Annotated in this window: 26 protein-coding genes; 7 read left to right on the top strand and 19 right to left on the bottom strand. The window is 61.4% G+C overall.

Annotated elements, in window-relative coordinates; all coding sequences use genetic code 11:
* Nucleotides 1-10 precede the first annotated feature (10 nt).
* Nucleotides 11-658 carry a 4'-phosphopantetheinyl transferase family protein gene (locus PY254_RS02240; protein WP_281013862.1) on the top strand — a complete coding sequence of 216 codons (648 nt, stop codon included), beginning with the start codon at nucleotides 11-13 and terminating at the stop codon, nucleotides 656-658.
* An 84-nt stretch (nucleotides 659-742) separates the two neighbouring features.
* Nucleotides 743-1,486 carry a pyridoxine 5'-phosphate synthase gene (locus PY254_RS02235; protein WP_281013861.1) on the top strand — a complete coding sequence of 248 codons (744 nt, stop codon included), beginning with the start codon at nucleotides 743-745 and terminating at the stop codon, nucleotides 1,484-1,486.
* Nucleotides 1,487-1,577: 91 nt separating this feature from the next.
* Here the strand turns inward: PY254_RS02235 and PY254_RS02230 are convergent, their stop codons facing one another.
* The 9 genes from PY254_RS02230 to dnaA form a co-directional block, all read right to left on the bottom strand.
* Nucleotides 1,578-1,982 carry an ExbD/TolR family protein gene (locus tag PY254_RS02230; protein ID WP_281013860.1) on the bottom strand — a complete coding sequence of 135 codons (405 nt, stop codon included), beginning with the start codon at nucleotides 1,980-1,982 and terminating at the stop codon, nucleotides 1,578-1,580.
* Between the two features lie 6 nt (nucleotides 1,983-1,988).
* Nucleotides 1,989-2,411, bottom strand: a complete 423-nt coding sequence (locus PY254_RS02225) for an ExbD/TolR family protein (RefSeq protein ID WP_281013859.1) — start codon at nucleotides 2,409-2,411, stop codon at nucleotides 1,989-1,991.
* 11 nt (nucleotides 2,412-2,422) lie between these two features.
* On the bottom strand, nucleotides 2,423-3,196 hold the full coding sequence (locus PY254_RS02220; protein ID WP_281013858.1) for a MotA/TolQ/ExbB proton channel family protein: 774 nt from the start codon (nucleotides 3,194-3,196) through the stop codon (nucleotides 2,423-2,425).
* Nucleotides 3,197-3,252: 56 nt separating this feature from the next.
* Nucleotides 3,253-3,912: an energy transducer TonB gene (locus PY254_RS02215; RefSeq protein ID WP_281013857.1), complete on the bottom strand. Its 660-nt coding sequence runs from the start codon at nucleotides 3,910-3,912 to the stop codon at nucleotides 3,253-3,255.
* A 212-nt stretch (nucleotides 3,913-4,124) separates the two neighbouring features.
* A complete protein-coding gene (locus PY254_RS02210; RefSeq protein ID WP_281013856.1) occupies nucleotides 4,125-5,411 on the bottom strand; it encodes a tetratricopeptide repeat protein in 1,287 nt (428 codons plus the stop codon).
* A 156-nt stretch (nucleotides 5,412-5,567) separates the two neighbouring features.
* Nucleotides 5,568-8,000 carry a DNA topoisomerase (ATP-hydrolyzing) subunit B gene (gene gyrB / locus PY254_RS02205; RefSeq protein ID WP_281013855.1) on the bottom strand — a complete coding sequence of 811 codons (2,433 nt, stop codon included), beginning with the start codon at nucleotides 7,998-8,000 and terminating at the stop codon, nucleotides 5,568-5,570.
* Between the two features lie 95 nt (nucleotides 8,001-8,095).
* A complete protein-coding gene (recF, locus tag PY254_RS02200) occupies nucleotides 8,096-9,175 on the bottom strand; it encodes a DNA replication/repair protein RecF (RefSeq protein ID WP_281013854.1) in 1,080 nt (359 codons plus the stop codon).
* A gap of 96 nt (nucleotides 9,176-9,271) precedes the next feature.
* Entirely contained in the window at nucleotides 9,272-10,372 is a 1,101-nt protein-coding gene (gene dnaN / locus PY254_RS02195; protein ID WP_281013853.1) for a DNA polymerase III subunit beta, read from the bottom strand.
* 244 nt (nucleotides 10,373-10,616) lie between these two features.
* On the bottom strand, nucleotides 10,617-11,951 hold the full coding sequence (gene dnaA, locus PY254_RS02190) for a chromosomal replication initiator protein DnaA (RefSeq protein ID WP_281013852.1): 1,335 nt from the start codon (nucleotides 11,949-11,951) through the stop codon (nucleotides 10,617-10,619).
* Nucleotides 11,952-12,144: 193 nt separating this feature from the next.
* On the opposite strand from dnaA, the gene rpmH reads away from it, so the two are divergent.
* From rpmH to mnmE, 4 genes are all read left to right on the top strand, one after another.
* Nucleotides 12,145-12,279 carry a 50S ribosomal protein L34 gene (gene rpmH / locus PY254_RS02185; RefSeq protein WP_008211413.1) on the top strand — a complete coding sequence of 45 codons (135 nt, stop codon included), beginning with the start codon at nucleotides 12,145-12,147 and terminating at the stop codon, nucleotides 12,277-12,279.
* A gap of 14 nt (nucleotides 12,280-12,293) precedes the next feature.
* Entirely contained in the window at nucleotides 12,294-12,698 is a 405-nt protein-coding gene (gene rnpA / locus PY254_RS02180) for a ribonuclease P protein component (RefSeq protein WP_281013851.1), read from the top strand.
* 64 nt (nucleotides 12,699-12,762) lie between these two features.
* Nucleotides 12,763-14,496, top strand: a complete 1,734-nt coding sequence (gene yidC / locus PY254_RS02175; RefSeq protein ID WP_281013850.1) for a membrane protein insertase YidC — start codon at nucleotides 12,763-12,765, stop codon at nucleotides 14,494-14,496.
* A gap of 73 nt (nucleotides 14,497-14,569) precedes the next feature.
* Complete coding sequence (gene mnmE, locus PY254_RS02170) at nucleotides 14,570-15,916, top strand: tRNA uridine-5-carboxymethylaminomethyl(34) synthesis GTPase MnmE (RefSeq protein ID WP_281013849.1); 1,347 nt, start codon at nucleotides 14,570-14,572, stop codon at nucleotides 15,914-15,916.
* Nucleotide 15,917: 1 nt separating this feature from the next.
* Here mnmE and PY254_RS02165 read toward each other — a convergent pair whose 3' ends face one another.
* From PY254_RS02165 to PY254_RS02125, 9 genes are all read right to left on the bottom strand, one after another.
* The gene (locus PY254_RS02165; protein WP_281013848.1) at nucleotides 15,918-16,982 is read right to left on the bottom strand and encodes an alkane 1-monooxygenase; all 1,065 of its coding nucleotides are present in this window, start codon (nucleotides 16,980-16,982) and stop codon (nucleotides 15,918-15,920) included.
* A gap of 45 nt (nucleotides 16,983-17,027) precedes the next feature.
* Nucleotides 17,028-17,924, bottom strand: a complete 897-nt coding sequence (rbsK, locus tag PY254_RS02160) for a ribokinase (RefSeq protein WP_281013847.1) — start codon at nucleotides 17,922-17,924, stop codon at nucleotides 17,028-17,030.
* Nucleotides 17,925-17,991: 67 nt separating this feature from the next.
* Nucleotides 17,992-18,624 carry a hypothetical protein gene (locus tag PY254_RS02155; RefSeq protein ID WP_281013846.1) on the bottom strand — a complete coding sequence of 211 codons (633 nt, stop codon included), beginning with the start codon at nucleotides 18,622-18,624 and terminating at the stop codon, nucleotides 17,992-17,994.
* Nucleotides 18,625-18,665: 41 nt separating this feature from the next.
* Nucleotides 18,666-20,009, bottom strand: coding sequence for an ATP-dependent protease ATPase subunit HslU (gene hslU, locus PY254_RS02150; protein ID WP_281013845.1), 1,344 nt, complete (start codon nucleotides 20,007-20,009; stop codon nucleotides 18,666-18,668).
* A 71-nt stretch (nucleotides 20,010-20,080) separates the two neighbouring features.
* The gene (hslV, locus tag PY254_RS02145) at nucleotides 20,081-20,617 is read right to left on the bottom strand and encodes an ATP-dependent protease subunit HslV (RefSeq protein WP_281013844.1); all 537 of its coding nucleotides are present in this window, start codon (nucleotides 20,615-20,617) and stop codon (nucleotides 20,081-20,083) included.
* A gap of 73 nt (nucleotides 20,618-20,690) precedes the next feature.
* A complete protein-coding gene (locus tag PY254_RS02140) occupies nucleotides 20,691-21,578 on the bottom strand; it encodes a tyrosine recombinase XerC (RefSeq protein ID WP_281013843.1) in 888 nt (295 codons plus the stop codon).
* Nucleotides 21,579-21,585: 7 nt separating this feature from the next.
* Nucleotides 21,586-22,275 carry a DUF484 family protein gene (locus PY254_RS02135; RefSeq protein WP_281013842.1) on the bottom strand — a complete coding sequence of 230 codons (690 nt, stop codon included), beginning with the start codon at nucleotides 22,273-22,275 and terminating at the stop codon, nucleotides 21,586-21,588.
* Between the two features lie 93 nt (nucleotides 22,276-22,368).
* Nucleotides 22,369-23,196, bottom strand: coding sequence for a diaminopimelate epimerase (gene dapF, locus PY254_RS02130; RefSeq protein ID WP_281015134.1), 828 nt, complete (start codon nucleotides 23,194-23,196; stop codon nucleotides 22,369-22,371).
* Nucleotides 23,197-23,230: 34 nt separating this feature from the next.
* Entirely contained in the window at nucleotides 23,231-23,386 is a 156-nt protein-coding gene (locus PY254_RS02125) for an LPS translocon maturation chaperone LptM (RefSeq protein ID WP_281013841.1), read from the bottom strand.
* Between the two features lie 139 nt (nucleotides 23,387-23,525).
* Here PY254_RS02125 and PY254_RS02120 point away from each other — a divergent pair, with 139 nt between their 5' ends.
* Nucleotides 23,526-24,215, top strand: a complete 690-nt coding sequence (locus PY254_RS02120; protein ID WP_281013840.1) for a hypothetical protein — start codon at nucleotides 23,526-23,528, stop codon at nucleotides 24,213-24,215.
* 10 nt (nucleotides 24,216-24,225) lie between these two features.
* Here the strand turns inward: PY254_RS02120 and PY254_RS02115 are convergent, their stop codons facing one another.
* Nucleotides 24,226-24,723, bottom strand: coding sequence for a GNAT family N-acetyltransferase (locus PY254_RS02115; RefSeq protein WP_281013839.1), 498 nt, complete (start codon nucleotides 24,721-24,723; stop codon nucleotides 24,226-24,228).
* Between the last annotated feature and the right edge of the window lie 102 nt (nucleotides 24,724-24,825).

Raw genomic sequence — 24,825 nt, 5'->3', positions numbered from 1 at the left:
CCATGCACGGATGATTGCCACATCCGAACTTGCGCTTGCCAACGTAGCAGACACCCTGCGTGATGACGAGATTCACGTGTGGTTGCTTGAGTACCAGCCATCGCTCGGACGCTTGCCGCTGTGCTCGGTTCTGGCCAGCTATCTCGGCAGTTCGGAAGAGAGGGTGGAACTGACCAACGGCGAGCACGGTCGACCAGCGCTTGCCGCGAACCACGACCAGTCGCTCGGCTTCAACTGGTCACACAGCGGCAACCAGGCACTGATCGCTGTCGCTCGACGGCTCTCGCCTGGCATCGATCTTGAACGAGTACGGCCGCGACCGCGCGCACTGGCGCTGGCACAGCGGTTCTTCAGTCCGCACGAGGCAGCATCGCTGGCCGCACTGACGGAGTCCGAACAGACCATGGCTTTTCTTGAGTTATGGACGGCCAAGGAGGCGGTGGTGAAAGCGTTGGGCCGAGGTATTGCGTTCGGACTGGATCGCTTCTCGGTGACCCGCGGTGAGGCCGGTCAGCTGGAACTCGACTATCTTCTGGATGACGACGCCAGCGCCTGGCAACTGCAGCAGCTTGCGCTGGGACCCGAGCTGGTTGCCGCGCTGGCCTGGCGTGGCGGGCCGAGGCGCATCCGCGTGGGTAGGCTTTTCAGCCAGGGCTGATTGGCGCACTGTCCCTGTTGAGTTGCAGGTATCCTCTGACCGGCATGTAATGCCTCTTTTGTCTTCCGCAACTTTCGGCTCACCATGACCCTGCTCAGCGTCAACCTCAACAAGATCGCCGTACTGCGCAATTCGCGCGGTGGTGACGAACCTGACATCTGTCGTGCTGCACAAACCTGCATCGAAGCTGGCGCGGGCGGCATTACCGTTCACCCGCGTCCTGACCAGCGACATGTTCGTCCACACGATGTGCGTGCTTTGGCGTCGATGCTGCGTGGTCGAGTGGAATTCAACATCGAGGGTAACCCGTTCGCAGCGGCACGCGGCGACTATCCAGGACTGATCGAACTGGCTCGTGGGGTACGTCCGACTCAGGTAACTCTCGTACCGGATGGTGACGGACAGATCACGTCGGATCATGGCTTCGATTTGCGTCAGGACATCGAACGGCTGCGGCCCTTGGTGGCAGAATTATGCGAGTTGGGTTGCCGCGTCAGCTTGTTCGTCGATGCCGGCTGCAAGGACTTTGAGTTGGCTACAGCCATCGGTGTGCAGCGCATCGAGATCTATACCGGGCCTTATGCAGAAGCTTTTGCCAATGCAGAACCCGCGGCAGAGTTGGCTGCCTGCGTGGACACTGCTCGTCGGGCGCAGCAGGCGGGATTGGCGGTAAATGCCGGTCATGATTTGAGTCAGGCGAATCTTGGCACTTTTCGTGCGGTGATTCCCGGACTGGCGGAGGTATCGATCGGACACGCTTTGATCGGTGAAGCACTATACGAAGGCTTGTCGACTACCGTGCGCAACTATCTGCAGATCCTGCGCTGAGCGTTGCGAGGTTGGCAACACTTCGCAAACGAAAACCCCCGCGCAAGGCGGGGGTTTTCGTTTGCGTCATGGCTGCCGAGGCGTTATCAGGTCAGAAGTTCTCGGTAAAACCGATCTTGACCAAGTTGTAGCTTTTTGCGTCAGCCAGCACCACGGCAACGTGCTGGTAAGCCACGCCATCCGCCGCGGCGATCTGGATTTCCGGCTGATTGGTCTGCTGGGCGATAACGGCCAGCTGAGCCTTGAGCCCCAGTTCGTCTACCGGAGTGTCGTTCCAGTACAACGCGCCGGATTGGTCGATCTTCAGATGGATCGGATCCAGCGGGTTCGTGGGCGGAGTCTGGTTCGGATTTGGCTGCGGCAGGTCGACCTGGATCTTGTGCGCCAGCACGGGGGCCGTGATCATGAAAATGATCAGCAGAACCAGCATCACGTCGACCAGCGGCGTGACGTTGATTTCCGACATCGGACCACTGGTATTGGTAGTGAAAGACATCTCAGATCACCCCTTCGGCGCGTCGGTAGTCATGAAGCCGACATGGACCATGCCCGAATCCTTCGCATCACCGATGATTTTCTTCACGATCTTGAACTCCGTGCCCTTGTCCACGCGGAGCTGCAGTTCCGGCTGTGGCGACTTCTGAGCGTTCACCGCCAGTTGCGCCCGCAGCTCGGCCTCGGTGACCTGATGGTCATTGAAGTACATGCTGCCATCCTGCTTGACCGCCAGATCCAGCGGTGCAACCACCATCTCTGGATCTTTGGTTTTCGGATTGGCTGTGGGCAGGTCAATCGTGATCGAGTGGGACATCAAGGGTGCCGTGATCATGAAGATGATCAGCAGTACCAACATCACGTCAACCAGCGGCGTGACATTGATTTCCGACATCGGGCCGCCGGAATTGCCTCCTACGCTCATCGACATGAGTCAATCCCTCACTTCGAGCTTTCGACGCGCGAACCGGTTGCGAAGAAGTCGTGCAGGTCGTGCGCGAATTCGTCGAAACGGGCGTAAGTCAGGCGGTTCGAGCGACTGAAGAAGTTGTACGCAAACAGTGCCGGGATAGCCGCGAACAGACCAAACGCGGTCATGATCAGAGCTTCACCGACCGGACCGGCCACCGCGTTCATCGAGGCATTGCCCGAAGCAGCGATGCGGATCAGTGCGTGGTAAATACCCCACACCGTACCGAGCAGACCGACGAACGGTGCGGCAGAGCCGACCGTGGCGAGCAGGGTCATGCCGCCTTCCAGACGCAGGCTCTCGCGAGCCACAGCCTGACGCAGGGCGCGATCGATAAATTCCGAACGGCTCAGCGATTCGGCCAGACGACCGGTGGTACCGGCAGCCGCGGTGGCCTGCTGGTGGTGGGCAACCGCGGAAGCAGCGTCCAGTGCGATCTTCGAGAACGGCTCGCTGCGCGGCTGCGCTTCGAGTTCGCGGATTGCGTCCTGGGTGGAACCGTTACCCCAGAAACCGTCGATAACCTTGTCGGCGCGGGACCGCACGGTCGCGTTGCGAATGCCGTTGGCGATGATGAAGTACCAAGACAGGAACGACATCGCGACGAGGGTCACGAAGACCACCCAACCGAGCCAGTCGAAGTTCTGAATCAGGTTGTCAAAGCCCATCTGTTTCATGGCTTCGGCGTTGGTATTGCCACCCATGGCCTGTGCGGCATCGGTCGTTGCAGGAGTCTGTAGGAACATAACGCTACCCTAGGGAAGTCAAGCGTGAACTGTAACTGTAAACCGGGGTGAACCGGTTACAGCTGATTGAGATTGAAGTTGACAGGAACGCGAGCGTACCCCTCAACTCTTTGTCCATTTCGAATCGTTGGATTGAAGCGCCAACGACGTGCTGCATCCATCGCCGCACGGTCAAGTTCATGGTAACCGCTGGACTTGTCGACCTTGATGTCCTTTGGCGAACCATCCACGCCCACCAGGATCATCAGGATCACCGTACCCTCATGCCGCTGACGAACTGCCTGCGGTGGATATTTCGGCTGCAGACGACTGTTGTAGCTGAGGTCCGAGCTTGCCGTGATATCCGCTGGCGGTGCCGGTGGTGCTGGCGGTGCTGGCGGTGCTGCCGGGGTCGCATTTGCCGAGACTTCTTCCACCGGTGGTGGTGGCGTCGGTGGTGGCGGCGTCGGTGGCGGCTTGATCTGCTGAATGATCTTCGGCGGTGGCTGCTTCGGCGGCTCCGGCGGCGGCGGCGGCGGTGGCGGTGGCGGCGGCGGCGGCTCGATGAAGTTCACCTGGACGATGCGTTCTTTTTCCTTGTGATTTTGATGCGGCGGCGCCATCGGCGCGACGATCAACAGGAACGCAAACGCATGCAGCCCGACGGCTACAGCCAATGCCCAGGTGCGCTTCCAACTAAACGGCTCGCGCCCATTTTCTTCGTTACTTGAGGCCATCTGTCACTAGTCTGGAGCTGATCAATCGGAAGACAACGTTGCCGCAGGGCTTGCCTCGATACCGCCTGATGCCTGGACGGAACCGAGGAATTGTGCCACTGGGGAGACGCAGGGGAAGGTTTCAACGTTACAACAGCACATGACTTTTGTATAGCGCTGTCAGGGTGATATGGAAGCATTCAACCTGCAGCCCACCATGTTTTTTTCCAAACTCAGCCAGCGCCAGTCTTTTTCAACCAGGCTTTGGCTTTCGCTGCAGTTTCCGGATCCTCTGCGGCTTTTTTCATCGCTGCAATGGCGGCCGGTTTGTTCTTCATCGCGCGCTCGGATTCGGCCAGCACCATGTACGCCGTACCCTTCTGCTTGACGCCCTTGGAAAGTGCCGTCTGCGCCAGCGTCTTTGCCTGCTGATACTTGCTCTCGCTGAGCATCAGCCGCGCGGCACGCAGCGCCGGCTCACCGTCGGTCGCGAGCGGCTGGGCCTTGTTGTAATAACCTATGGCCTTGTCGATATTGTTGCCAATCTCGGCGGCCTGGCCCAACAACACATAAGTGTCGGCGGACGGCTGCAGAACGCCCTTGCTGATACCTTCCTCGAGCACCGCGGTAGCCTTTTGGGCATTCGGGCCTGGATCAGCGCTTTCCTGACCAGTGATCAGGTAGAGCTTGGCCAGGTTGATGTAATGAGTGTCCTTGGTCAGGTGGCCGGCGGCGCGAGCCTTTTCCATCATCGCAATGGCTTCTGGATACTTGTGCGCCTGCATCAGGACGGCGACTGCGTTGTTCAGTGCGCTGGGATCGTCCGGATTGGCGGAGTACTGGCTGGTGGCGAGCTCGGCGGCCTTTTCGTCCTGGCCAGATTCAGCGTAACTGGCCATCAGGATCTGATCCCAGGTGGGCTCGGCCTTGGTGGTCAGCGATTTGGCCTTGGTAATGGCGGCGATCGCTTCGGGATATTTGGCGAGGCGATAGTAAGCATTGCCCTCGAGTGCATAGGAGTCTGCGGTTTCCCGCTTGCCCTCCGCGCGCCATTTCGCAATGGTGTCAAGCGATGCCTGGTACTGCTCATCAGCCAACTGGAACTGGGCCAACATGTACTCGAGCTGGAAGAAGGTTTCGTTTGGCATCACGCCAGCGGCCAGCGAGCGCTGCAGCAGGCTGATCGCTCCCTTGATGTCGCCATCGTTGTAAGCAACGCTGGCCAAGCCTTGCAGCGCAAGCGCCTGAGCGTACTTGCTCTTGCTCTTGTCGATGATTGGCTGCAGGACTTCCTGCGCCTTCGCCTTGTCACCGGCGTTTACCGCATCAAGACCTTCGTTGAGGCTCTTCTGGTCGCGTTCGCTGGTGAGGTCGAGCTTCGGCTCGACACGCGTGGCGTTCGGATACAGCGCTTCCTTCTTCGGAGCGTCATCGTGCTTGCGGGCGAGTGCCGGGCTGCTGGCAACGCAGAACAGCAACGCCGCGCTCGCCAGCATGGTCAATACACGGACATGCTTCATGGTGGTCCTCGATCTGTGTGCGCGTCGGCAACGAATGACGCGGGGGAATCACGGAGAGTACCTCTACACGGCACGCAATAACAAGTTGCGGTGCCGCATTAAAGGCTCTTGGAAATCAGTCACTTAGCCTTGAAGCTTGCGTACTCACGCGAATGGTCAGATATCCAGGTTGGCTACTTTCAAGGCGTTGGCCTCGATAAAGTCGCGGCGTGGCTCCACCGCTTCGCCCATCAGCATCGAGAACATCTGGTCTGCCGCGACCGCGTCTTCAATACCCACCTGCAACATGCGGCGGGTTTCCGGGTTGACCGTGGTATCCCACAACTGCTCCGGATTCATTTCACCGAGGCCTTTGAAGCGCTGAATGCTGCGGCCTTTCTTGGCCTCATCGAGCAGCCAGTTGCGTGCTTCCAGAAAGCTGAGCACGCCACGCGATGCGTTGCCGCGACGCGCCACCGCCTCGGGCTGGATCATGCCGGCGATCTGCTGGCTCATTGCCAGAATCGGACGATATTCGTTGCTGCCGAAAAACGCTTGCGGGAGCAGCCAGGTATGGCTGAGACCGTGTTGTTCCTTGACCACTTCGATCGCCGCCGTCTGCTCACCCTGCGCCGGACGCAATGCCATGCGGTAGTGCGGCTTGCCCAGACCACTGGCAGCCAACCGACCGGCCGCACCATCCAGCCAGACCTTCATGACGGCTTCGTCGGCCCACAGTTCCGCGTTGATCGGGGGATGTTCGAGCAAGGCGTTGAATACGGCACCATCGAAACGATGTGCCAGCTTGGCGATCTGATCCAGCGCATGCTGATAGCCGCGCAGCAGCTTCTCCAATGCCTCGCCGGTAATCGGCGGTGCATCCGGGCTGTAGGTCAGCGAGGCGTTGTCGACTGCACTGGAAATCAGATAGTCGTTGAGTGCGGTGTCGTCCTTGATGTACAGCTCTTGCTTGCCCTGCTTCACTTTGTACAGCGGCGGCAAACCGATATAGATGTGGCCGCGTTCAATCAGTTCCGGCATCTGACGGTAGAAGAAGGTCAGCAACAGGGTGCGGATGTGCGAGCCGTCGACGTCTGCGTCGGTCATCAGAATGATGCGGTGATAACGCAACTTGTCCGGGTTGTAGTCGTCCTTGCCGATGCCCGTGCCCAATGCCGTGATCAAGGTGCCCACCTCGGCCGAGGACAGCATCTTGTCGAAGCGCGCCTTCTCGACGTTGAGGATCTTGCCCTTCAACGGCAACACCGCCTGCGTCTTGCGGTTGCGGCCTTGCTTGGCCGAGCCGCCAGCGGAGTCACCCTCGACCAGAAACAGTTCGCACAACGCCGGGTCCTTTTCCTGGCAGTCGGCCAGCTTGCCTGGCAGGCCGGCGATATCCAGCGCGCCCTTGCGGCGGGTCATCTCGCGCGCCTTGCGCGCAGCCTCTCGCGCACGCGCGGCGTCGACGACCTTGGACGCAATCGCCTTGGCTTCGGTGGGATGCTCGAGCAGGAATTCGCTGAGCTTCTCGTTGACCGCCTGCTCCACTGCCGTTTTCACTTCGGACGAAACCAGCTTGTCCTTGGTCTGCGAAGAGAACTTCGGATCAGGCACCTTCACCGACAGCACGGCAATCATGCCTTCGCGCATGTCGTCGCCCGTGGGAGCAACCTTGGCGTGCTTGGCCAGGCCTTCCTTCTCGATGTAGTTCTGCAGCGAACGGGTCAACGCGGCGCGGAAACCCGTGAGATGGGTGCCGCCATCACGTTGCGGGATATTGTTGGTGAAGCAGAACATTGTCTCCTGGTAGGAGTCGGTCCACTGCAGGGCCAGGTCCACCACGATCCCGTCCTGCTCGGAGATCAGACTGATCACGTTCGGATGCAGTGGGGTCTTCACCTGGGCCAGGTATTGCACAAATGAGCGGATGCCGCCCTCGTAGGCAAACGTGTCCTGGCGCCCTTCTCCGCGTTCATCCTTCAAATCGATGGTGACGCCAGAGTTCAGGAAGGCCAGTTCACGCAGTCGCTTGGCCAGAATTTCGTAATGAAAATCGATGTTGCTGGTGAACGTGGCCGGGCTGGGCAGGAAGCGCACCATGGTACCGCGCTTCGACGACGGGCCCATTTGCTTCAACGGATACAGCGGTTCGCCCAGTGAGTATTCCTGCAGGTATTCATGACCATCACGCTGGATGGTAAGCCACAAGTGGTCGCTCAACGCGTTCACCACCGACACGCCTACGCCGTGCAGACCACCAGAAACCTTGTACGAATTCGCGTCGAACTTGCCGCCTGCATGCAGCACGGTCATGACCACCTCGGCGGTGGAACGGCCTTCCTCCGGGTGGATATCAACCGGAATACCGCGACCGTTGTCGCTGACGCTGACCGAGCCGTCGTCGAGAATGGTGACCACAACCTTGTCGCAATAGCCCGCCAAGGCTTCGTCGATCGCGTTGTCGACTACCTCGAACACCATGTGATGCAGGCCGGTGCCGTCATCGGTGTCGCCGATATACATGCCCGGGCGCTTGCGCACCGCTTCCAGGCCCTTGAGGACCTTGATGTTGCTTGAGTCGTAATGCGATTCGTTGATGGATTCGTTCATGCGTCGACCGTTTCCTGGCGCCAGTTACCCGCCCGACACGGCACCGTGATGGGTTGGACAGGGTTATGCAATCTGTGAGTGATGTAACCCTTCGATTATAGCAGGCGGGACAGTTGCCCTTGTTCCACGTGGAACATACGCGCAGGGATGCCCTCCATCGCGAGCGGCGATTCTGTCCCGGTCAACAAAATCTGTGCCTTGGCTTCCGTCAGTTGCGCGATTACTGAGCGCTGATGAGCTTGATCCAGTTCCGAAGCCAGATCATCGAGGCAGACGATTGGCCACTCGCCATGATGCGCAGCATATAGCTGGGCCTGCGCCAGCATGCAGGCGAGCGCGGCCAACTTCCCCTGGCCGCGGGAAAGGTGCTCACGCAGAGGCGCGCATTCGAAAGCGAGAGTCCAGTCTGCACGATGCGCACCAGCGGTCGTGTGCCCTCTGCCGACGTCTCTGGCTCGTTGCTCGCGAAGCTGGTCCGCCAAGTCGACGTGGTCCATCCAGCCGCGTCGATAACGCAGCTCCATGCCGCCCAACTCGCCCAACAAGGCGCTTGTGCTCTGCACGAGCAGCGGTCGCAGCAGCCCGAGGTAGGCTTCCCGCAGGTTGTCAATTTGCTGGGCAGTCTGCGCCAACTCTACCTCCCAGGGCGCATATAGGGCGTCTGCGGTTACCGGGGTTGTGCGCAGCAAACTGTTGCGTTGCTTCAATGCTCGTTGATACCGACGCCAACAGGTGAGGAAATCCTGTTCCACGTGGAACACACCCCAATCGAGGTAACGCCGGCGTTCCTCTGCGCCACCCGAAATCAGAGCATGCGACCCTGGGTCAAAACAAACCACCGCACATTCCTGCACCAGTTGACCGAGCGGTACCGTCGCTCCGTCAATCCGTGCTTCCCATCGCGACCCGCTTCGGCCCAAGCCCGAACGCACACTGCGCCCATCCCCGCGCCGCAACTCTGCAAACACGGAAAGCGCGGAGCACCCTCGGCGCGCAAGCGCATCTTTGGCACCGCTACGAAAGGAACGTCCGTGAGACAACAGGAACACGGCCTCCAGCACACTGGTCTTGCCGGCGCCGTTGGCTCCGGTGAAGAGGTTCATGCCAGGGTCCAATTCAATGGCCACTTCCTCGAAGCAACGCAGCCCCGCGATGCGTAATTGCTCGATGTTCATGCGCGATCAGCCCACAAACAGGAACGCCGGAGCTCCTGATGGAAACTCCGGCGCTTCAGTTTTTTACCGATAACCGCGAAAGCCATGCGCAGGAAGTCAGAGCCGCAAAGGCATGATCACGTGGCGCGCATGTTCGTTGTCGTGCTCCTGCACCAGGCAGCTGGACTGCGCGTCACGCAAACTCAAACGAGCCTGGTCACCGCGCAGTGCCGCCAGCGCATCGAGCAGATAGCCCACATTGAAACCGACTGCCAAGTCCGAGACATGCGTCTCCGCCTCGACTTCCTCGACCGCCTCTTCCTGCTCAGGGTTGTGCGCAATGATCCGCAACTTGCCAGGCGACAATTCGAGCCTTACACCGCGGTACTTTTCATTGGAGAGAATCGCTGCTCGCTGCAAGGCACCACGCAGAACTTCGCGGTCCAACGTTGCGGTCTTGTCGGCACCCAACGGAATCACCGCCTCGTAATCCGGGAAACGACCGTCGATCAGCTTCGAGGTGAACACCACTTCGCCACGTCGAACTCGCAGGTGGTTGCGACCAAACTCCAGTTCGACCAGGCCGTCGCCCGATTCCAGCAAACCCACCAGCTCGTTCACGCCCTTGCGGGGAATGATGATCTGACGTCGGGTGCTTACCGAGCTTTGCAGTTCAGTCTCCTTCATTGCCAGACGGTGGCCATCGGTTGCCACGCAGCGCAAGGTGTGTTCCTGCAGATCGAGCAACATGCCATTGAGGTAATAGCGCACGTCCTGGTTGGCCATCGCAAACGCTGTGCGTTCCATCAAGTCCCGCAGAACCTCTTCCGGCAGGCTGACCTTTTCGACCAGCTCGATTTCATCCACCGTTGGAAATTCACTGGCTGGCAACGTCGTCAGCGTGAAGCGACTGCGTCCGGCACTCAGGGCAACGCGGTCACCGTTCAACTTCAAGTCGATCCGAGCTCCGTCCGGAAGCGCGCGCACAATGTCGAACAGTTTCCGAGCCGGGATGGTTATTTCACCATCCACCAGTTTTTCAGCATCAGTGGTTGCAACCATCTCAACTTCAAGATCGGTGCCGGTCAGCGAAACTTTGTTGTCGCCGACCTTGACCAGCAGGTTGGCCAAAACAGGCAACGTCTGCCGACGTTCAACGACGCCGACAACCTGTTGCAGCGGCTTGAGCAAGGCTTCTCTTTGGATGCTGAATTGCATGGCGATGCTTCCCCTATACCTGCTGTTCTGTCTTTAAAAGAAGTTTAGTAGTTGTTGTAGGCGCTGTGCATAACTCAAAAAATGAGAAAAGCACAATTGAATCAACGCTTTACTTGATTTTTAAGCTGTGCTCTGAAACGCGGGTTACCGGTGTGTGAAATGTGGATAACTTCAGCGGTCAATTCATCCACCTATTATCCACAGCCTGCACGCCCATTTATCCATAACTTTGCGCCTGTTTGGATCAACCGGTCAGCGTCCGGATCAATTGTTCCCAATCCTGACGTATCCGCGGGTCGGTTTCGATGAACTTGCGGATCGTCTTGCAGGCATGCATCACGGTGGTGTGGTCGCGACCACCGAACGCTTCACCGATTTCCGGCAGGCTGTGTTCGGTCAGTTCTTTCGACAGCGTCATCGCGATCTGCCGCGGCCGAGCCAGCGAACGCACCCGGCGTTTCGACAGCAAGTCCTGCAGCCGAACGTTGAAATACTCGGCAGTGATCTTCTGAATGTTCGGGATGGTCACTGCCTGGGCATGGGTAGCCAGCAGGTCGCGCAGGGTTTCCTCGGCAAATTCGGTGGTGATGGGTTTGCCATAGAAGTTCGCGCGGGCAGCCAGCGTGTTCAACGCACCCTCGAGATCCCGCACGTTGGAACGGATGCGCTTGGCCAGCAGCATGGCGACACTTTCGTCCACGCCCACGCCCTTTTCGTGAGCCTTGGCCAGCAGGATCGCCGCCCGTGTCTCGAAGTCCGGCGGCTCGATAGCCACCGAAAGACCCCAGCCCAGTCGAGACTTGAGCCGCGGCTCAAGCTTGTCCACTTCCTTTGGATAGCGGTCGCAGGTCAGGATGATTTGCTGCTTCGACTCGAACAAGGCATTGAAAGTATGGAAAAACTCTTCCTGAGTGGTGTCCTTGCCGGCGAAGAACTGAATATCGTCGATCAGCAACGCATCCACCGAGCGGAACTTCCGCTTGAACTCATCCATGCTCTTGGCGCGCAGCGCTTCGATCATCGAACCGACGAACTGTTCCGAGCGCAGGTAAAGCACCTTGAAGTCGGGGTTGCGCTCGCGCATCAGATTGCCCGCCGCGTGCATCAAATGGGTTTTGCCCAAGCCGGTGCCGCCGTACAGCAGCAGCGGGTTGTAGGCGCGGCCAGGGTTGGTCGCCACCTGGATCGCCGCCGCCTTGCCCAGCTGGTTGGACTTGCCTTCGACGAAGGTTTCGAAGGTGTAGTGCGGATCGAGGTTGTGATGATGCGGGGTCGTCGCAGCGGCTGCAGGGCGGGTGGCCGGTGCGGCGGCTGGCTTGGTCACTGGAGCCGGACGGGCCGCGCTCGAGCCAACTTCCAGCCGGACCGGGCAAGGCTTGCCGCCCAACTGGGCCACAACGACTTCGATCTGCGGCAGGTAACGCTCGCGAACAGTCTCAAGCGTGTAGGAGTTCGGTGCGAACAACTGCAAACCCCGAGTGTCCTCACGCGCCTGCAATGGCATCAGCCAGGTGTGCAGGTCTTCGGCGCTCAGATCGCCCTCCAGGCGCTCAAGGCAGCGCCGCCACAGATCACTCATGAATGAAATCAACCACTGCTTTGAAGCGCTGCTGCGCGGGGTGATGGACTAGTCTAGCAGCCTCATCCACAGGCCGGCCGCCCACATATCCACAAGCCTGTCCACAGCAGTCGAGTTGCAACCATTTGACAGCGACCGCAAAAGCCCGCCATACTTTCCAACCTTTTTATCCACATTCCCTTCGGAGTAAGCCATGAAGCGGACCTTCCAGCCAAGCAAGCTCAAGCGCGCTCGCACGCACGGTTTCCGTGCCCGTATGGCCACCGCCGACGGTCGCAAGATTCTCAACGCCCGTCGCGCCAAGGGCCGCAAGCGCCTCATCCCGTAATCGGGCCGGGCGTCATGTTGACTGCCGGGTTGCCGCGCGATGCGCGGCTACGACGGCCGGGTGACTTCGCCGCCTTGCGGACAAACAGCGGACGCGCAGGCGGCCGCTGTTTTCATTTGCGTTTTCGTGACAACGATTTGGGTCATGCCCGACTCGGTCTGGCGATTTCCAAGCGTGTTTCGAAACGGGCGGTCGAGCGCAACCGGATCAAGCGGCTGCTGCGCGAATCGTTTCGTCGCGTGCGTCATCAACTGCCGGCAGTCGACATGATGGTGATGGCGCGCGAACAGGCTGCCGGCGTGCCGGGAGCCGAGTTGCTCATCGAACTCGATGGTTTGTGGAAAAAGTTGCTGGCCAGTCATGCCGCGGCACCTGAACCATTGAAGCGCGCCGGCCAGACCACCACAATCGAGCGTTGACCTCTTTCCTTACTGTCTCCGCGGCGTTGACACGTGTCGTGGCGTTACCTGGACCTGCTACGCGATGAATCAAACGCGCACCTTCCTCATGTTCGCTCTGCTGGCTGTGGCCTACCTGCTGTTCATGGCCTGGCAGAAAGACTATGCACCGGCAGCGCCGTCGACGGTTGCACCGACGGCTAGTGTTCCTTCCAGCGATGCCAGCGTGCCGGGTGCCATTCCCGGCGCTGCAGGCAATGCCACAGGTGCCGCGACGCCCGCCGTCGGCACGGTGAGCACCGAAGCGGCTGCGCCGGCGCAGCTGATCACGGTGCAGACCGACGTGTTGAAGCTGAGCGTGGACAGCCGCGGCGGCAGTCTGGTGCACGCGGACTTGCTGGCCTATCCGAACGCACCACGCACACGCAAGGCGCCGAATCCGCCGCCGACCGTACTGCTTTCCAGCGATGATGCGCACTACTCGGTGGCCCAGAACGGTTTGGTCAGCAGCAGCGACACGGCAGCGGCCGATCAGCCGAACCATCTGGCGCTGTTCCACAGCGACAAGACCTCGTACACGCTGGCAGACGGTCAGAATGAGCTGAAGGTCGACCTTACCTGGCAAGACGCCGCTGGCCTCAAGGTCACCAAGACTTACGTGTTCAAGCGCGGCAGCTACGTCATCGACGTCAGCCAGCGTATCGATAACGGTGGCACCACGGCCTGGCAGGGCAATGCCTACCAGCAACTCTTGCGGGTGCAGCCGCCGAAGCCGAGCAACTGGCTGGCCAACTACACCAACCCGGAATCGCGCAGCTTTCAGGGCGCGGCCTGGTTCACCGGCGAGAAGTTCGAGAAGCTAACGTTCAAGCAGTTCGGCGAACCCAAAGATCAGCTCAATGCTCAGATCAAGGGTGGCTGGGCCGCGATGTTGCGCTTGTACTTTGTGGCCGCGTGGATTCCACCGGCGGGACAGACCGAGCACTACCTCACCGATACGATCAACCCGGACAGTGCGCATCCGCGTTTCCTGATCCGTACCGTCGGGCCCACCCTCAATGTCGCGGCCGGTCAGGCCGTCACCAGCCAGTCGCGTCTGTACCTCGGACCGAACAAGCAGGGCTCGATGGACGCAATCGCGCCCGGCCTCGATCTGACCATCGACTATGGCATGTTCAAGATCATCGCCGTGCCGATGCACTGGGTGCTGTCGCAATTGCATGCCATCACCAAGAACTGGGGCGTGGCCATCATCCTGCTGGTGTTGCTGATCAAGGGTTTGAGCTGGAAGCTCACCGCCATTCAGTACCGCTCCAGCGCCCGCATGCGCAAGCTGCAGCCGCGTGTCCAGGCGCTCAAGGAGCGTTACGGCGACGACAAGCAGAAAATGCAGACCGCGATGATGGAGCTGTACAAGAAGGAGAAGGTCAACCCGATGGGCGGCTGCCTGCCGGTGCTGATTACCCTTCCGGTGTTTTACGGCTTGTTCTATGTGCTCGAGTACAGTCTGGAACTGCGCCACGCACCGTTCATGTGGATTCCCGACCTCAGCGCGCCCGATCCGTTCTACATCCTGCCAATCATCTACGCGGCGGTCATGCTGGGAACACAGATCCTGAATCCGGTCGCGGCGGGCATGGATCCCACCCAAGCCAAGATGATGAAGGTGATGCCGCTGCTGTTCACGGTGATGTTCGCCTTCTTCCCGGCCGGCTTGTGCCTGTACTACGCCGTCAACGGCATCGTCGGTCTGGGTCAGCAGTGGTGGATCACCCATCACATTGATCGTGAAGAAGTGGCCACGCCCAAGGCTGCCTGAGTTCGCGTCACGGTCTTCCTGTCAGCCGCGATCGGGCAACCGTCGCGGCTGACTTCGCACAAGTCGGCGAATCATGAGCGATCACAGCAGCGACACCATTGCAGCGATCGCCAGCGCACCAGGCGCCGCAGGTGTGGGCGTACTGCGCGTGTCCGGGGCTGCCGTGCCGGCGATCGCGCAGGCCCTGCTTGGCCGCGCACCGCAGCCGCGCTACGCGCACTTCGCAGCGTTTTGGAATGCGCAAGGTGAGTTGATCGATCGTGGTCTGTTGCTGCACTTCCCCGCGCCAGCCTCCTACACCGGCGAACACGTGCTGGAACTGCAAGGCCACGGCAGCGCGGTGCTGCTGGACCTGTTGCTGCGTCGCGTCTGCGAACTCGGCGCACGACTGGCCCGCCCCGGCGAATTCACCGAGCGCGCATTTCTCAACGGCAAGCTGGATCTGGCCCAGGCGGAAGCTGTGGCCGATCTGATTGCCGCGCGTTCGCAAGCGGGCGCGCGCGCGGCTCTGCAATCGATGGAAGGCGTGTTCTCGCGCAAAGTTGAGGCGCTGCTGCATGAGCTGATCGCCTTGCGCGTGCACATCGAGGCTGCGATCGATTTTCCCGAAGAGGAAATCGACTTCCTGGCCGACCCAGCTATCACGGCGCAACTTGAACGCCTGCATGCGGAGTTGGCCGAACTCCTGCGCGAGGCGCAACGCGGCGTGCGTCTAAACGATGGCCTCAAGGTAGCCATCGTGGGCCGGCCTAACGCCGGCAAGTCGAGCCTGCTCAATGCACTGTCTGGCAGTGACCGTGCCATCGTCACGCCGATCGCCGGCACCACTCGCGATGTGTTGCGCGAAAGCCTGAGCCTCGACGGCATCGCGCTTGAACTGGCCGACACCGCCGGCCTGCGCGAAACGGACGACGAGGTGGAACGCGAAGGTGTGCGTCGCGCCCACGGCGAACTGCAGCGTGCCGATGTTGCCCTGCTGGTCACCACCCACGCCGGCTATGCCGCCGACCTGGCGTTTTTCGATAACGTGCCGGCCGGCGTTGAACGGGTAGTACTGATCAACAAGATCGACATCGACCAGCTGCGGCCACGGCACGATCAGTGCGATGGCATGCACTGGCTGTGGGTTTCGGCGAAAACCGGCGAAGGCCTCGATAGCTTGCGTGAGCACCTGAAGTTGCTGGCCGGCGCGGGCAGCGGCGAAGGCGCCTTCAGTGCGCGCCGGCGTCATGTGCTGGCGTTGCAGCACGTAGCCACACATCTCGATCAAACCGCGCACATTCTCGACAGCAGTCGTGCCGGCGAACTGGCCGCCGAAGAACTGCGCCAAGCCCAACACGTTCTCGGTGAAATCACCGGCAGCTACAGCAGCGACGATCTGCTTGGCGCGATCTTCAGTTCGTTCTGCATTGGCAAGTGAGTTACTGCGCCGCTGCGCGTACTCGCGGGTCCATCACCCGACGCCACAGCGGTGGCAGTAGCGCCAGCACGAACATGCTGGCGTAGCCGGCCGGCAATTGCGGACTGTCTTCATGGTGCAACAGGGATTGATAGCGCCGCCGCGCGGTTTCATGGTGATCCGAATGGCGCTGCAGATTGAACAGCAACCAGTTTGTGTAGCGTTGCGACGAGTTCCACGAATGCAGGTGAGTGACGCGCTCATAACGGCCGGGTGATATCTCGCGGCGTGACAGACCGTAATGCTCAACGTAATTGATCACTTCCAGCGTCGCTGCCGCGGCCAGGCCTTGTGCCAGAAAGAACAGCAAGCCGCGGAAGCCGCCCCACGTGGCCGCCACTCCCATGAACACAAGCCACAGCAGGGTCCAGTGCACCATCTCGTTATGCATCGACCACACGGATTTGCCGCGCTGGCGCAGCCGTGCCGATTCCAGCCGCCAGGCATTGCGGACGTTGCGCCACAGCGCGCGCGGCACAAACGCGTAGACCGATTCGCCGAGTCGTGCCGAGGAGGAATCCTCTGGCGTGGCCACGTGCAGGTGGTGGCCGCGCACATGTTCCACCTTGAAACCCTGGTAGCCCACGCTTGATAGCAGGATGCCGCCGATCAGCGGTTCGATCCGCGACGATTTGTGGATCAATTCGTGTGCCGGGTTGATCGCCAGCGTTCCGCCGATCACCCCGGTCGAGAGAATCCAGCCGAGTGCGCCGACCGGCCCCAACGGCCAGCTGATGAATTGCCAGGTGCACCATGCCAATGTGGCCAGCCACAACGGCAAGACCAGCGCGGTCAGTGTGCGGAAGTAACGATTCCGGTCGAGCCGACCGACTTCTTCAGGATCGAGCCGGTTGCTGCGGTCCTGTCCGACCAGTGCATCGATCAGCGGCACGATGCCGAAAATGAAGAGCAGCGGAAACCATGTAGCCAGATCGAGCGGCACGCCGGCTCGGCCAAGCGACCGCGCACCCCACGGCAGCAGGGCGGTGGAGAAGGCGAGCAGGAAGCCGAGATCGCGCAGGCGCATGACCGCAGCATAGCGCCAACATGGCCGCTGCTTGCGCCGGTGCGATCAGGCGGAATGTTCGGACAGTTGCCGATCAAGTTCGGCGAGGCGTGGCATGCCGCCTTGGGCGCCGAGCCGGGTCACCGAAAGCGCGGCGGCAAGGCAGGCTTTGCGCACCGCGGCGGCCAGGCCTTCGTGCAGAAATACCGCCAGCGCAGCGTTGAACGTGTCGCCGGCGCCGGTGCTGTCGACCACGCTGACCTTGAAGCCGGCTTGATGGGTCGGTTCGCCTGCGTCGCGATACCAGGCGCCTTCGCCGCCACGGGTCAGCACTACCGGACAGGGCGCGCGACGCATCAGTTCGCGGAAATCTTCCGCGAGATCTGCGCCAAGCAGTATCGCCAGTTCATGCTGGTTCGGCGTGACGTAACGGGCAAGTCTCAGCCAGTCGGTGGGCAGCTGCTGTGCCGGAGCGGGGTTGAGAATAACCGGAGTGCCGAGTCGATGACCGAGTCGCAGTGTGGCTTCGACGGCGTCCAGCGGAATTTCCATCTGCACCAGCACCGCGTCAGCCCGGCTGATCAAGGCCTGCGCGCTTTCAACCTGCGCCGGGGTTACCCTTGCGTTGGCCGCCGGTACCACGATGATCTGGTTCTCGCCCTCGGCAACCGTGATCGAGGCGGTGCCGCTGCCGCAATCATCAAGCTGGGTCAGCTGGCTGAGGTCGATACCTTCGCTGACCAGTCCGTCGCGCAGTTGCGCGCCGAACGCGTCGTTGCCGATGGCGCCAACGAGTGCCACTTCGGCGCCAAGTCGAGCTGCCGCGACGGCCTGGTTGGCTCCCTTGCCACCGGGTACGGTCAGGAAACGGTCGCCCAGAATGGTCTCCCCAGGGCCGACAAAACGCGGCGCCTGAGTGACCAGATCCATGTTGACGCTGCCGACGACGACGATGCGGGTCATCTATTGCTCACTTGTTTCGAGGGAAGACGAAGTGAGAGCTTAACGGTTGCAGCGCTACTGCCACCGCTCAGGGCGATGGCGCGCGACCGAGGCCGGTTTCACCGCTGGGCAACAGCTCGGGTGCGGGGCCGGCGACGGCCAGCAGCGATTGCGCGTAGGCATCCTCGATGCTTACCGTGGAAACTTCGTCCCAGCTGAAGAACGATGCCTCGCGCATCCATTCTGCGTCAGGGCTCAGTTCCTGCATGTTGAAACCGTCTTCCTCGACGCTGACCAGCCGGCCGATATAGCAAACCTCCGACTCGTCCTCGCTGTCCACATGCACGCCAATGACGGGCGCCTGCGCACCAGCGGCCTGGATGACTTCGCGGATGTTGTCCAGCGGGAAGCCGCGCGGCGGACGCGGCAGGATGTGCTTCAGCGCCAGTGCCTTTTCGAAGAACACATGGTGCTTGTCCGGGGCTTCCAGTTCGGAAATATCACGGTGACGCATCACGTACATGCCGTCGTAGGTGATGCCGTCACCGACCACCCACAGCAGGAAAAACTCCCGGCCGACGCCACCCACGTAACCGCAGAAGCTGCCGTGTTCCAGCTCGTCGCGCCACAAGCGGATCAAGGTCTGCTTTTGCTGCGCCTCGCGCAACTGGGCGCGCTGGCCGGTATTTTTCAGTTCGATGACGTTATTCACGGGATCCATTTTAGCAGAGCGCGCTGGCTGGCTTGTTACGTGGTTGCAAGCTAGAGGATATAGCGGCTGAGATCCTCGTTCTGCACCAGGCTGCCCAGACTGCTATCCACCTGATCGGCGTCGATAAGATACTTTTCACCGGATTTGTCCGCCGCGTCGAAGGAGATTTTCTCAAGTAGACGCTCCATCACGGTGTGCAACCGGCGTGCGCCGATGTTCTCGGTGCGCTCGTTGACCTGAAATGCCACTTCGGCCAATCGGTCGATGCCCGCCTCGGTGAATTCAATGGTGACGCCTTCGGTGCCGAGCAGCGCGATGTATTGCTTGGTCAGTGCATTGTGCGGCTCGCGCAGGATGCGCTTGAAGTCGCCCACCGACAGCGCGGAAAGCTCAACCCGTATCGGCAGCCGGCCCTGCAGCTCGGGGATCAGATCCGACGGCTTGGCCAGCGAGAACGCGCCGGAAGCGATGAACAGCATGTGATCGGTCTTGATCGGGCCGTACTTGGTCGACACGGTGGAGCCTTCCACCAGCGGCAGCAGGTCGCGCTGCACGCCCTCACGACTGACCCCGGCATGGCCGTGGTCGCTGCGCTGGGCGACCTTGTCGATCTCGTCGATAAAGACGATGCCGTTCTGCTCGGCGTTCTCCATCGCCTGGGCGCGGATCTCCTCGTCGTTGAGCAGCTTGCCGGCTTCTTCGTCGATCAGCAGCGGCCGCGCCAGCTTGATCGCCAGCTTGCGCTGCTGGGTCTTGGCGCCGCCGATGTTCTGGAACATCTGGCGCAACTGCGCGCCCATTTCCTCCATGCCGGGTGGCGACATGATCTCCACACCCACATTCATGGCGAAGTCCAGTTCGATCTCGCGCTCGTCCAGCACGCCTTCGCGTAGCTGTTTGCGCAGCTTCTGGCGGGTATCGCTGTCGATCGCGGGGGCTGGCGCGGCGTCGTGGCTCCAGTCGGTTGGCTGGGCCTGGCGGCGCGGCAGCAGGGCGTCGAGGATGCGATCCTCGGCCCGATCCTCGGCCTGCGTACGCACGCGTTTGATCGCCTGTTCGCGGGTCAGCTTGTAAGCCCCATCGGCCAGATCGCGAATGATCGACTCGACATCCTTGCCGACGTAGCCGACCTCGGTGAACTTGGTGGCTTCCACTTTCACGAAGGGCGCATTCGCCAGCGTGGCCAGGCGACGGGCGATCTCGGTCTTGCCGACGCCGGTCGGTCCGATCATCAGGATATTTTTCGGCGTGATCTCGTTGCGCATTTCCGTCGGCAACTGCATGCGCCGCCAGCGGCTGCGCAGCGCCACCGCCACCGCGCGCTTGGCATCGTGCTGGCCGATGATGTAGCGGTCGAGTTCGTTGACGATTTCGCGGGGAGTCAATTCAGACATGGGATCACCAGAAAGAGGGGTTTTCAGTCGCTATCCCGGCGCCGGCCCGGGTGACGATGGATCGAGGGGGCTTACAGCTCTTCGATCGACACGTTGTGGTTTGTGTAGATGCAGATGTCGCCGGCGATCTTCAGCGCCTTCTCGACGACGGTGCGTGCATCCAGTTCGGTGTTTTCCAGCAGCGCCATCGCCGCGGACTGCGCAAACGGACCACCGGAACCAATCGCGATCAGGCCGTGCTCGGGTTCGACCACGTCACCGTTGCCGGAAATCAGCAGCGACACTTCCTTGTCCGCCACCGCCAGCATCGCCTCGAGCTTGCCGAAACGGCGATCGGTACGCCATTCCTTGGCCATCTCCACCGCAGCGCGGGTGAGGTTGTTGTTGTGCTTTTCGAGTTTCTGTTCGAACAGTTCGAACAAGGTGAATGCGTCGGCGGTAGCGCCGGCGAAACCCGCAACCACTTCACCGGTCTTGCCCAGTCGACGCACCTTGCGGGCGTTGCCCTTCATCACCGTGTTACCCAGCGTGACCTGGCCGTCGCTGCCAATCACGACGCGCCCTTCGCGGCGCACGCAGACAATGGTGGTGGCGTGAAACGATTCCATGGAGGCTCCGCGAATTGGGCTTGAGCCGATGACATGGGGCCGTCACGGTTTCGCTTCAATGCATCCCGTCACGTCACGGCTTGCGTCGGGCTCGCGGGTGCGCGGCGTCGTAAACCTTCGCCAGATGCTGGAAATCCAGATGGGTATAGATTTGCGTGGTGGCGATGTCGGCGTGGCCGAGCAGCTCCTGCACCGCGCGCAGGTCACCGGAGGATTCCAGCATGTGGCTGGCGAACGTGTGGCGCAACAAGTGCGGATGGATGTGCTTGGGGATGCCCTGCTGCAACGCCAGCGTCTTCATGCGCAACTGCACGGTGCGCGGATTGATCGGTGCATTGCCACGCCCACGGAACACCGGCCCGTCCGCGGGCATGCCCTGCTCGGCACCGAGCGCGCGCAAGGCGGCAATGGCGTGGCGACCGACCGGCACGATGCGCGTCTTGCTGCCCTTGCCGAGTACGCGGACTTCGCCGTCGTCGAGGCTCAGGTCGAGCCAGCGCAGGCCGACCAGTTCGGAAAGACGCAATCCGCTGGAATAGAACAGTTCCAGCATCGCGCGGTCACGCACCGCCAGCTTGCCGCCACTGTCGGTTTCGACCAGTGCGCTGGCTTCGTCCACGTCGAGTACTTGAGGCAGCTTGCGGCGTACCTTGGGGCCGCGGATGCCGAGCAACGGGTCATGTGCCAGCAAGCCTTCTCGACTGAGTTGGCGGAACAGGCTGCGGCAGGATGACAGCAGCCGCTGCAAACTTTTTGGTGCCAGTCCCGCGCGATGCTCGCCCGCCACGAAGCTGCGCATTCGGTTGGTATCCAGTGCTTCGAACGAGCCGATGTTGCCTTCGTGCATGAAGCGCAGCAGCTTGGCCAGGTCGCGGCGATAACCTGCGGTGGTATGCGGTGAGGCATGCCGTTCGTCAGCCAGCCGCGCAAGCCACAGTTCAACCTGTTGTTGTGGGCTCATCGACGGCTCAGGAGACATCCCGTGCACGTGCCAGCGCCGCGGTGATGGTGCTGGCGATCATCTTCAGGAACAGGTTGCCCATACCCGGCTGGAAGCGATCCGGATCGGCGCTGCCAATGGCCAGCATGCCGCAGTCGCCTAGCCGCATCATCGCCACTGACTGAATTTGTGCCGCGTCGGCGCCGAACAGGCGCTCAAGTTTTTCCGTGGAAAGTCGGCCGGAAACCGGCTCGTTTTTCTGCAGGAATTCGCTGAACTCCGGCAGGGCCGCCGCACCTTCGGGAATCTGCTGCATCCAGTCGGTACGCGGCAGCAGCGGTTCGTCGCCGAACAACAGCAGGCGCACCTGTTCGGTATGGAAGTCCGCAGACAGCTTGGCAATCACCGTGCGGGTGGCGACCTCCATGGTATTTGCCCGCAGCAAGGCCACCGTCAGCGCGTGCACGCGCTCCATCAACTTTTCGTTATCCGCAGCGATTGCCACCAGTTCGGCCAGCTGGCGCTCCAGTTCCGCATTCTTGTCGCGCAGACTCTGTAGTTGGTATACCGCCAGTGACGACACCGCGCCCTGCGGGCGGGGCATGGTCAGTTTGGCGGCCAGCTCGGGATATTCGCTGAGAAACTCCGGATGGCGTTTCAGATAGGCAGCGACCACCCGGGCCTGGGTGGCATCATCGAGCAAGGTGCTTGCGCTCATGGGGGAAAGTCCTCGAACCGTGTCACGACCGGCGCGGGTGCATGCCGCCAGTTCGGAGTGTGCGATGGACCGGCGCGCGCTTCAACCGCCTCATTACCCGCTGAGTGCCGAAACCGGCCATTCACCTTCGAAAACGAAGGCCGCCGGGCCACTCATCCACAGCGGGTGGCCGGGGCCGGACCAGTCGATCCGCAGCTTGCCGCCGGGAAGTTCGACGGTGACCGAGTCGCTGACCTCGCCGCGCTGATGCAATATGGCCATCGCGGCACAGGCGCCGGTACCGCAGGCGCGGGTCCAGCCGGCGCCGCGTTCGTGCACGCGCAAACGCAGGTGACTTCGATCCACCCGCTGGACAAAGCCGGCATTGGCGCCTTCGGCAAACGAGGCATGGGCGGTCAGCAGCGGCCCGAGCTGCTCCAGCGCCGGGTCGGCCAGGTCGTTCACGGTTACCACGGCGTGCGGGTTGCCCATCGAGACCGCGCCGAACACCAGTGTCCGGTTGTCGACGACGACTTCGTAGTGGTCCGCCATGCTGTCAGCCAGCAGTGGAATCCCTGCGGGCTCGAACACCGGCTCGCCCATGTCCACGGTAACTTCGTGCGCGTTTGCCAGACGCACCGTCACTGGACCGGACGGGCTTTCGATCATTACCAATTCGCCGATCGCCAGCGCGCCCGCGCGATGCAGCCATGCGGCCACGCAGCGCACGCCGTTACCGCACTGACCCGACGGCGAACCGTCGGTATTCCAGATGCCGTAATAGAACGCACAGGATGGGTCCCGCGGTGGCTCGATGCTGATCAATTGATCGAAGCCCACCCCGGTATGGCGATCACCGAGGGCGCGAATCTGCGCTGGCTGCAGCGCGAATGCGTGTTCGCGGCAGTCGAGCACGACGAAGTCGTTGCCGATGCCATGCATCTTCGAAAAGCGCAGCAGGTTCACCTGAGATCACTCAGCGTGGTGTGTTGACTGGCGCAGCGGAGGTCGGTGCCGCCACCGTGGATGGTGTGGCCGGATGTGGCGGCAGCACCAGCAAGCCCTTGTTGCCGCAACCGGCAAGCAGGAGCAGAACGAGGCAGGATGTCAGCAGCAAGAGTATTCGGGACATGGTCAGGGTTCCTGGAAACGCATCCAGTATAGCGAGGCCGCGGGACTGACCACGGCCACCGACATTCTGGCCGCTGTCATCAACCTGCCCCGTTATGATGGACCGTGATTCGCCGTTGCAGGCGATGAGGACGACGAAGATGGATTGGGCCGCACTACTGCGTTTGCCGACCACCCTGCTGCTGATCATGGCGGCGGTGTTGGCCTTGATTACCCTGGTGCAGTTGATTGCCGTACGCCAGCGCCTGCATGGCGGTCGCCGGCTCGCCGCCAGTTGGCGAGCGGTGCTGTGCATCATCTGCTTCATGCTGACCTTGTTGCTGGCCGGCATGGGCTATGCGTTGCGCGGTTATCGCCTGCTTGGCGAGGAGGCGCCGGTGGTGGATATCGACGCACATATCCTGTCGCCGCAGCGCTGGGCGGTCACCCTCACCAGGCCTGATGGCCGTACGCGCCAAGTGCAACTGGCGGGCGATGACTGGCGCATCGAGGCGGTCGTGTTGAAGTGGAAACTGCCTGCCTTGCTGGCCGGCGTGCCGCCGCTGTATCGGCTGGATCGCCTGTCTGGCCGTTACGACGACGCCAATCAGGAAATGCAGGCACCGCGCACGGTGATCAGTTTCAGCGACGCTGGTGGTTTCGACTTGCTCGATCTGAAAAAGCAGTATCCGAGCTGGTTGCCGGAGGTCGATACGGTCTATGGCAGTGGTGCGTTCCTGCCGCTGGTCGACCAGGGGCATTACACGGTGAGTCTGATGCGCACCGGCGCGCTGGTCGCGCGCCCTGATGAGGCAACCGAGCGTCGGATCGGAGAACCACTGGGTCGTTGAACGCCGTGGTTCAAGCCAACGTCAGTTCGTAGCGCAACGCGTCGGCGCCATCTTCGTAATAGGATTCGTAGCGACCGATGCGCTGAAACCCGGCACGTTCGTACAGGCCAATCGCGGCGCTGTTGTCGCTGCGCACTTCCAGTCGCATTGCCTGGCATCCCCGTTGGCGGGACGCGTCAATGGTGGCCACCAGCAAAGCTGCGCCAACGCCGTGGCCGCGCGCTTCCTGCCGCGTGGCCAGCGAGTAGAGACGTGCCACGCTGCTGCGTTTGCGGAAGAACAGCACGGCACTGCCTAGCAGCTGGCGATGACTGTCGGTAGCTATCAGGACCACCGCCGAATCGCTGTCCAGATGACGGCGGTATTGCGCACGACTCAGTCGATCAGTGCTGAAACTGCGCTGTTCCAGCGCAACCAGATCGTCAAGATCGGAGCCGGCGGCGCGACGTACTCGCGTGCTGCTGATTGCCGGCGGCAGGTCGGCGGAGTCCGGCAAGACGCGGCGCATGCGAGCAGAAGATGATGGGGAATTAAGGGTCGGCACCTGCGGACTTTAGCAGCCGCGGATGCGCTTCGGTGGCTGGGCTGATCGCCCGGCCCCTTGTGACGA

It is taken from the genome of Rhodanobacter sp. AS-Z3 (genome assembly GCF_029224025.1).
Lineage (GTDB): Bacteria > Pseudomonadota > Gammaproteobacteria > Xanthomonadales > Rhodanobacteraceae > Rhodanobacter.
This window is presented reverse-complemented; position numbering and strand designations above follow the sequence as displayed.

What these genes read in the sequence shown, in the direction of transcription:
- PY254_RS02240 (WP_281013862.1), top strand. Translation starts at nt 11, where the DNA reads ATGATTGCCACATCCGAACTTGCGCTTGCCAACGTAGCAGACACCCTG.
- PY254_RS02235 (WP_281013861.1), top strand. Translation starts at nt 743, where the DNA reads ATGACCCTGCTCAGCGTCAACCTCAACAAGATCGCCGTACTGCGCAAT.
- PY254_RS02230 (WP_281013860.1), bottom strand. Translation starts at nt 1,982, where the DNA reads ATGTCTTTCACTACCAATACCAGTGGTCCGATGTCGGAAATCAACGTC.
- PY254_RS02225 (WP_281013859.1), bottom strand. Translation starts at nt 2,411, where the DNA reads ATGTCGATGAGCGTAGGAGGCAATTCCGGCGGCCCGATGTCGGAAATC.
- PY254_RS02220 (WP_281013858.1), bottom strand. Translation starts at nt 3,196, where the DNA reads ATGTTCCTACAGACTCCTGCAACGACCGATGCCGCACAGGCCATGGGT.
- PY254_RS02215 (WP_281013857.1), bottom strand. Translation starts at nt 3,912, where the DNA reads ATGGCCTCAAGTAACGAAGAAAATGGGCGCGAGCCGTTTAGTTGGAAG.
- PY254_RS02210 (WP_281013856.1), bottom strand. Translation starts at nt 5,411, where the DNA reads ATGAAGCATGTCCGTGTATTGACCATGCTGGCGAGCGCGGCGTTGCTG.
- gyrB (WP_281013855.1), bottom strand. Translation starts at nt 8,000, where the DNA reads ATGAACGAATCCATCAACGAATCGCATTACGACTCAAGCAACATCAAG.
- recF (WP_281013854.1), bottom strand. Translation starts at nt 9,175, where the DNA reads ATGAACATCGAGCAATTACGCATCGCGGGGCTGCGTTGCTTCGAGGAA.
- dnaN (WP_281013853.1), bottom strand. Translation starts at nt 10,372, where the DNA reads ATGCAATTCAGCATCCAAAGAGAAGCCTTGCTCAAGCCGCTGCAACAG.
- dnaA (WP_281013852.1), bottom strand. Translation starts at nt 11,951, where the DNA reads ATGAGTGATCTGTGGCGGCGCTGCCTTGAGCGCCTGGAGGGCGATCTG.
- rpmH (WP_008211413.1), top strand. Translation starts at nt 12,145, where the DNA reads ATGAAGCGGACCTTCCAGCCAAGCAAGCTCAAGCGCGCTCGCACGCAC.
- rnpA (WP_281013851.1), top strand. Translation starts at nt 12,294, where the DNA reads ATGTTGACTGCCGGGTTGCCGCGCGATGCGCGGCTACGACGGCCGGGT.
- yidC (WP_281013850.1), top strand. Translation starts at nt 12,763, where the DNA reads ATGAATCAAACGCGCACCTTCCTCATGTTCGCTCTGCTGGCTGTGGCC.
- mnmE (WP_281013849.1), top strand. Translation starts at nt 14,570, where the DNA reads ATGAGCGATCACAGCAGCGACACCATTGCAGCGATCGCCAGCGCACCA.
- PY254_RS02165 (WP_281013848.1), bottom strand. Translation starts at nt 16,982, where the DNA reads ATGCGCCTGCGCGATCTCGGCTTCCTGCTCGCCTTCTCCACCGCCCTG.
- rbsK (WP_281013847.1), bottom strand. Translation starts at nt 17,924, where the DNA reads ATGACCCGCATCGTCGTCGTCGGCAGCGTCAACATGGATCTGGTCACT.
- PY254_RS02155 (WP_281013846.1), bottom strand. Translation starts at nt 18,624, where the DNA reads ATGGATCCCGTGAATAACGTCATCGAACTGAAAAATACCGGCCAGCGC.
- hslU (WP_281013845.1), bottom strand. Translation starts at nt 20,009, where the DNA reads ATGTCTGAATTGACTCCCCGCGAAATCGTCAACGAACTCGACCGCTAC.
- hslV (WP_281013844.1), bottom strand. Translation starts at nt 20,617, where the DNA reads ATGGAATCGTTTCACGCCACCACCATTGTCTGCGTGCGCCGCGAAGGG.
- PY254_RS02140 (WP_281013843.1), bottom strand. Translation starts at nt 21,578, where the DNA reads ATGAGCCCACAACAACAGGTTGAACTGTGGCTTGCGCGGCTGGCTGAC.
- PY254_RS02135 (WP_281013842.1), bottom strand. Translation starts at nt 22,275, where the DNA reads ATGAGCGCAAGCACCTTGCTCGATGATGCCACCCAGGCCCGGGTGGTC.
- dapF (WP_281015134.1), bottom strand. Translation starts at nt 23,196, where the DNA reads ATGCATGGCATCGGCAACGACTTCGTCGTGCTCGACTGCCGCGAACAC.
- PY254_RS02125 (WP_281013841.1), bottom strand. Translation starts at nt 23,386, where the DNA reads ATGTCCCGAATACTCTTGCTGCTGACATCCTGCCTCGTTCTGCTCCTG.
- PY254_RS02120 (WP_281013840.1), top strand. Translation starts at nt 23,526, where the DNA reads ATGGATTGGGCCGCACTACTGCGTTTGCCGACCACCCTGCTGCTGATC.
- PY254_RS02115 (WP_281013839.1), bottom strand. Translation starts at nt 24,723, where the DNA reads ATGCGCCGCGTCTTGCCGGACTCCGCCGACCTGCCGCCGGCAATCAGC.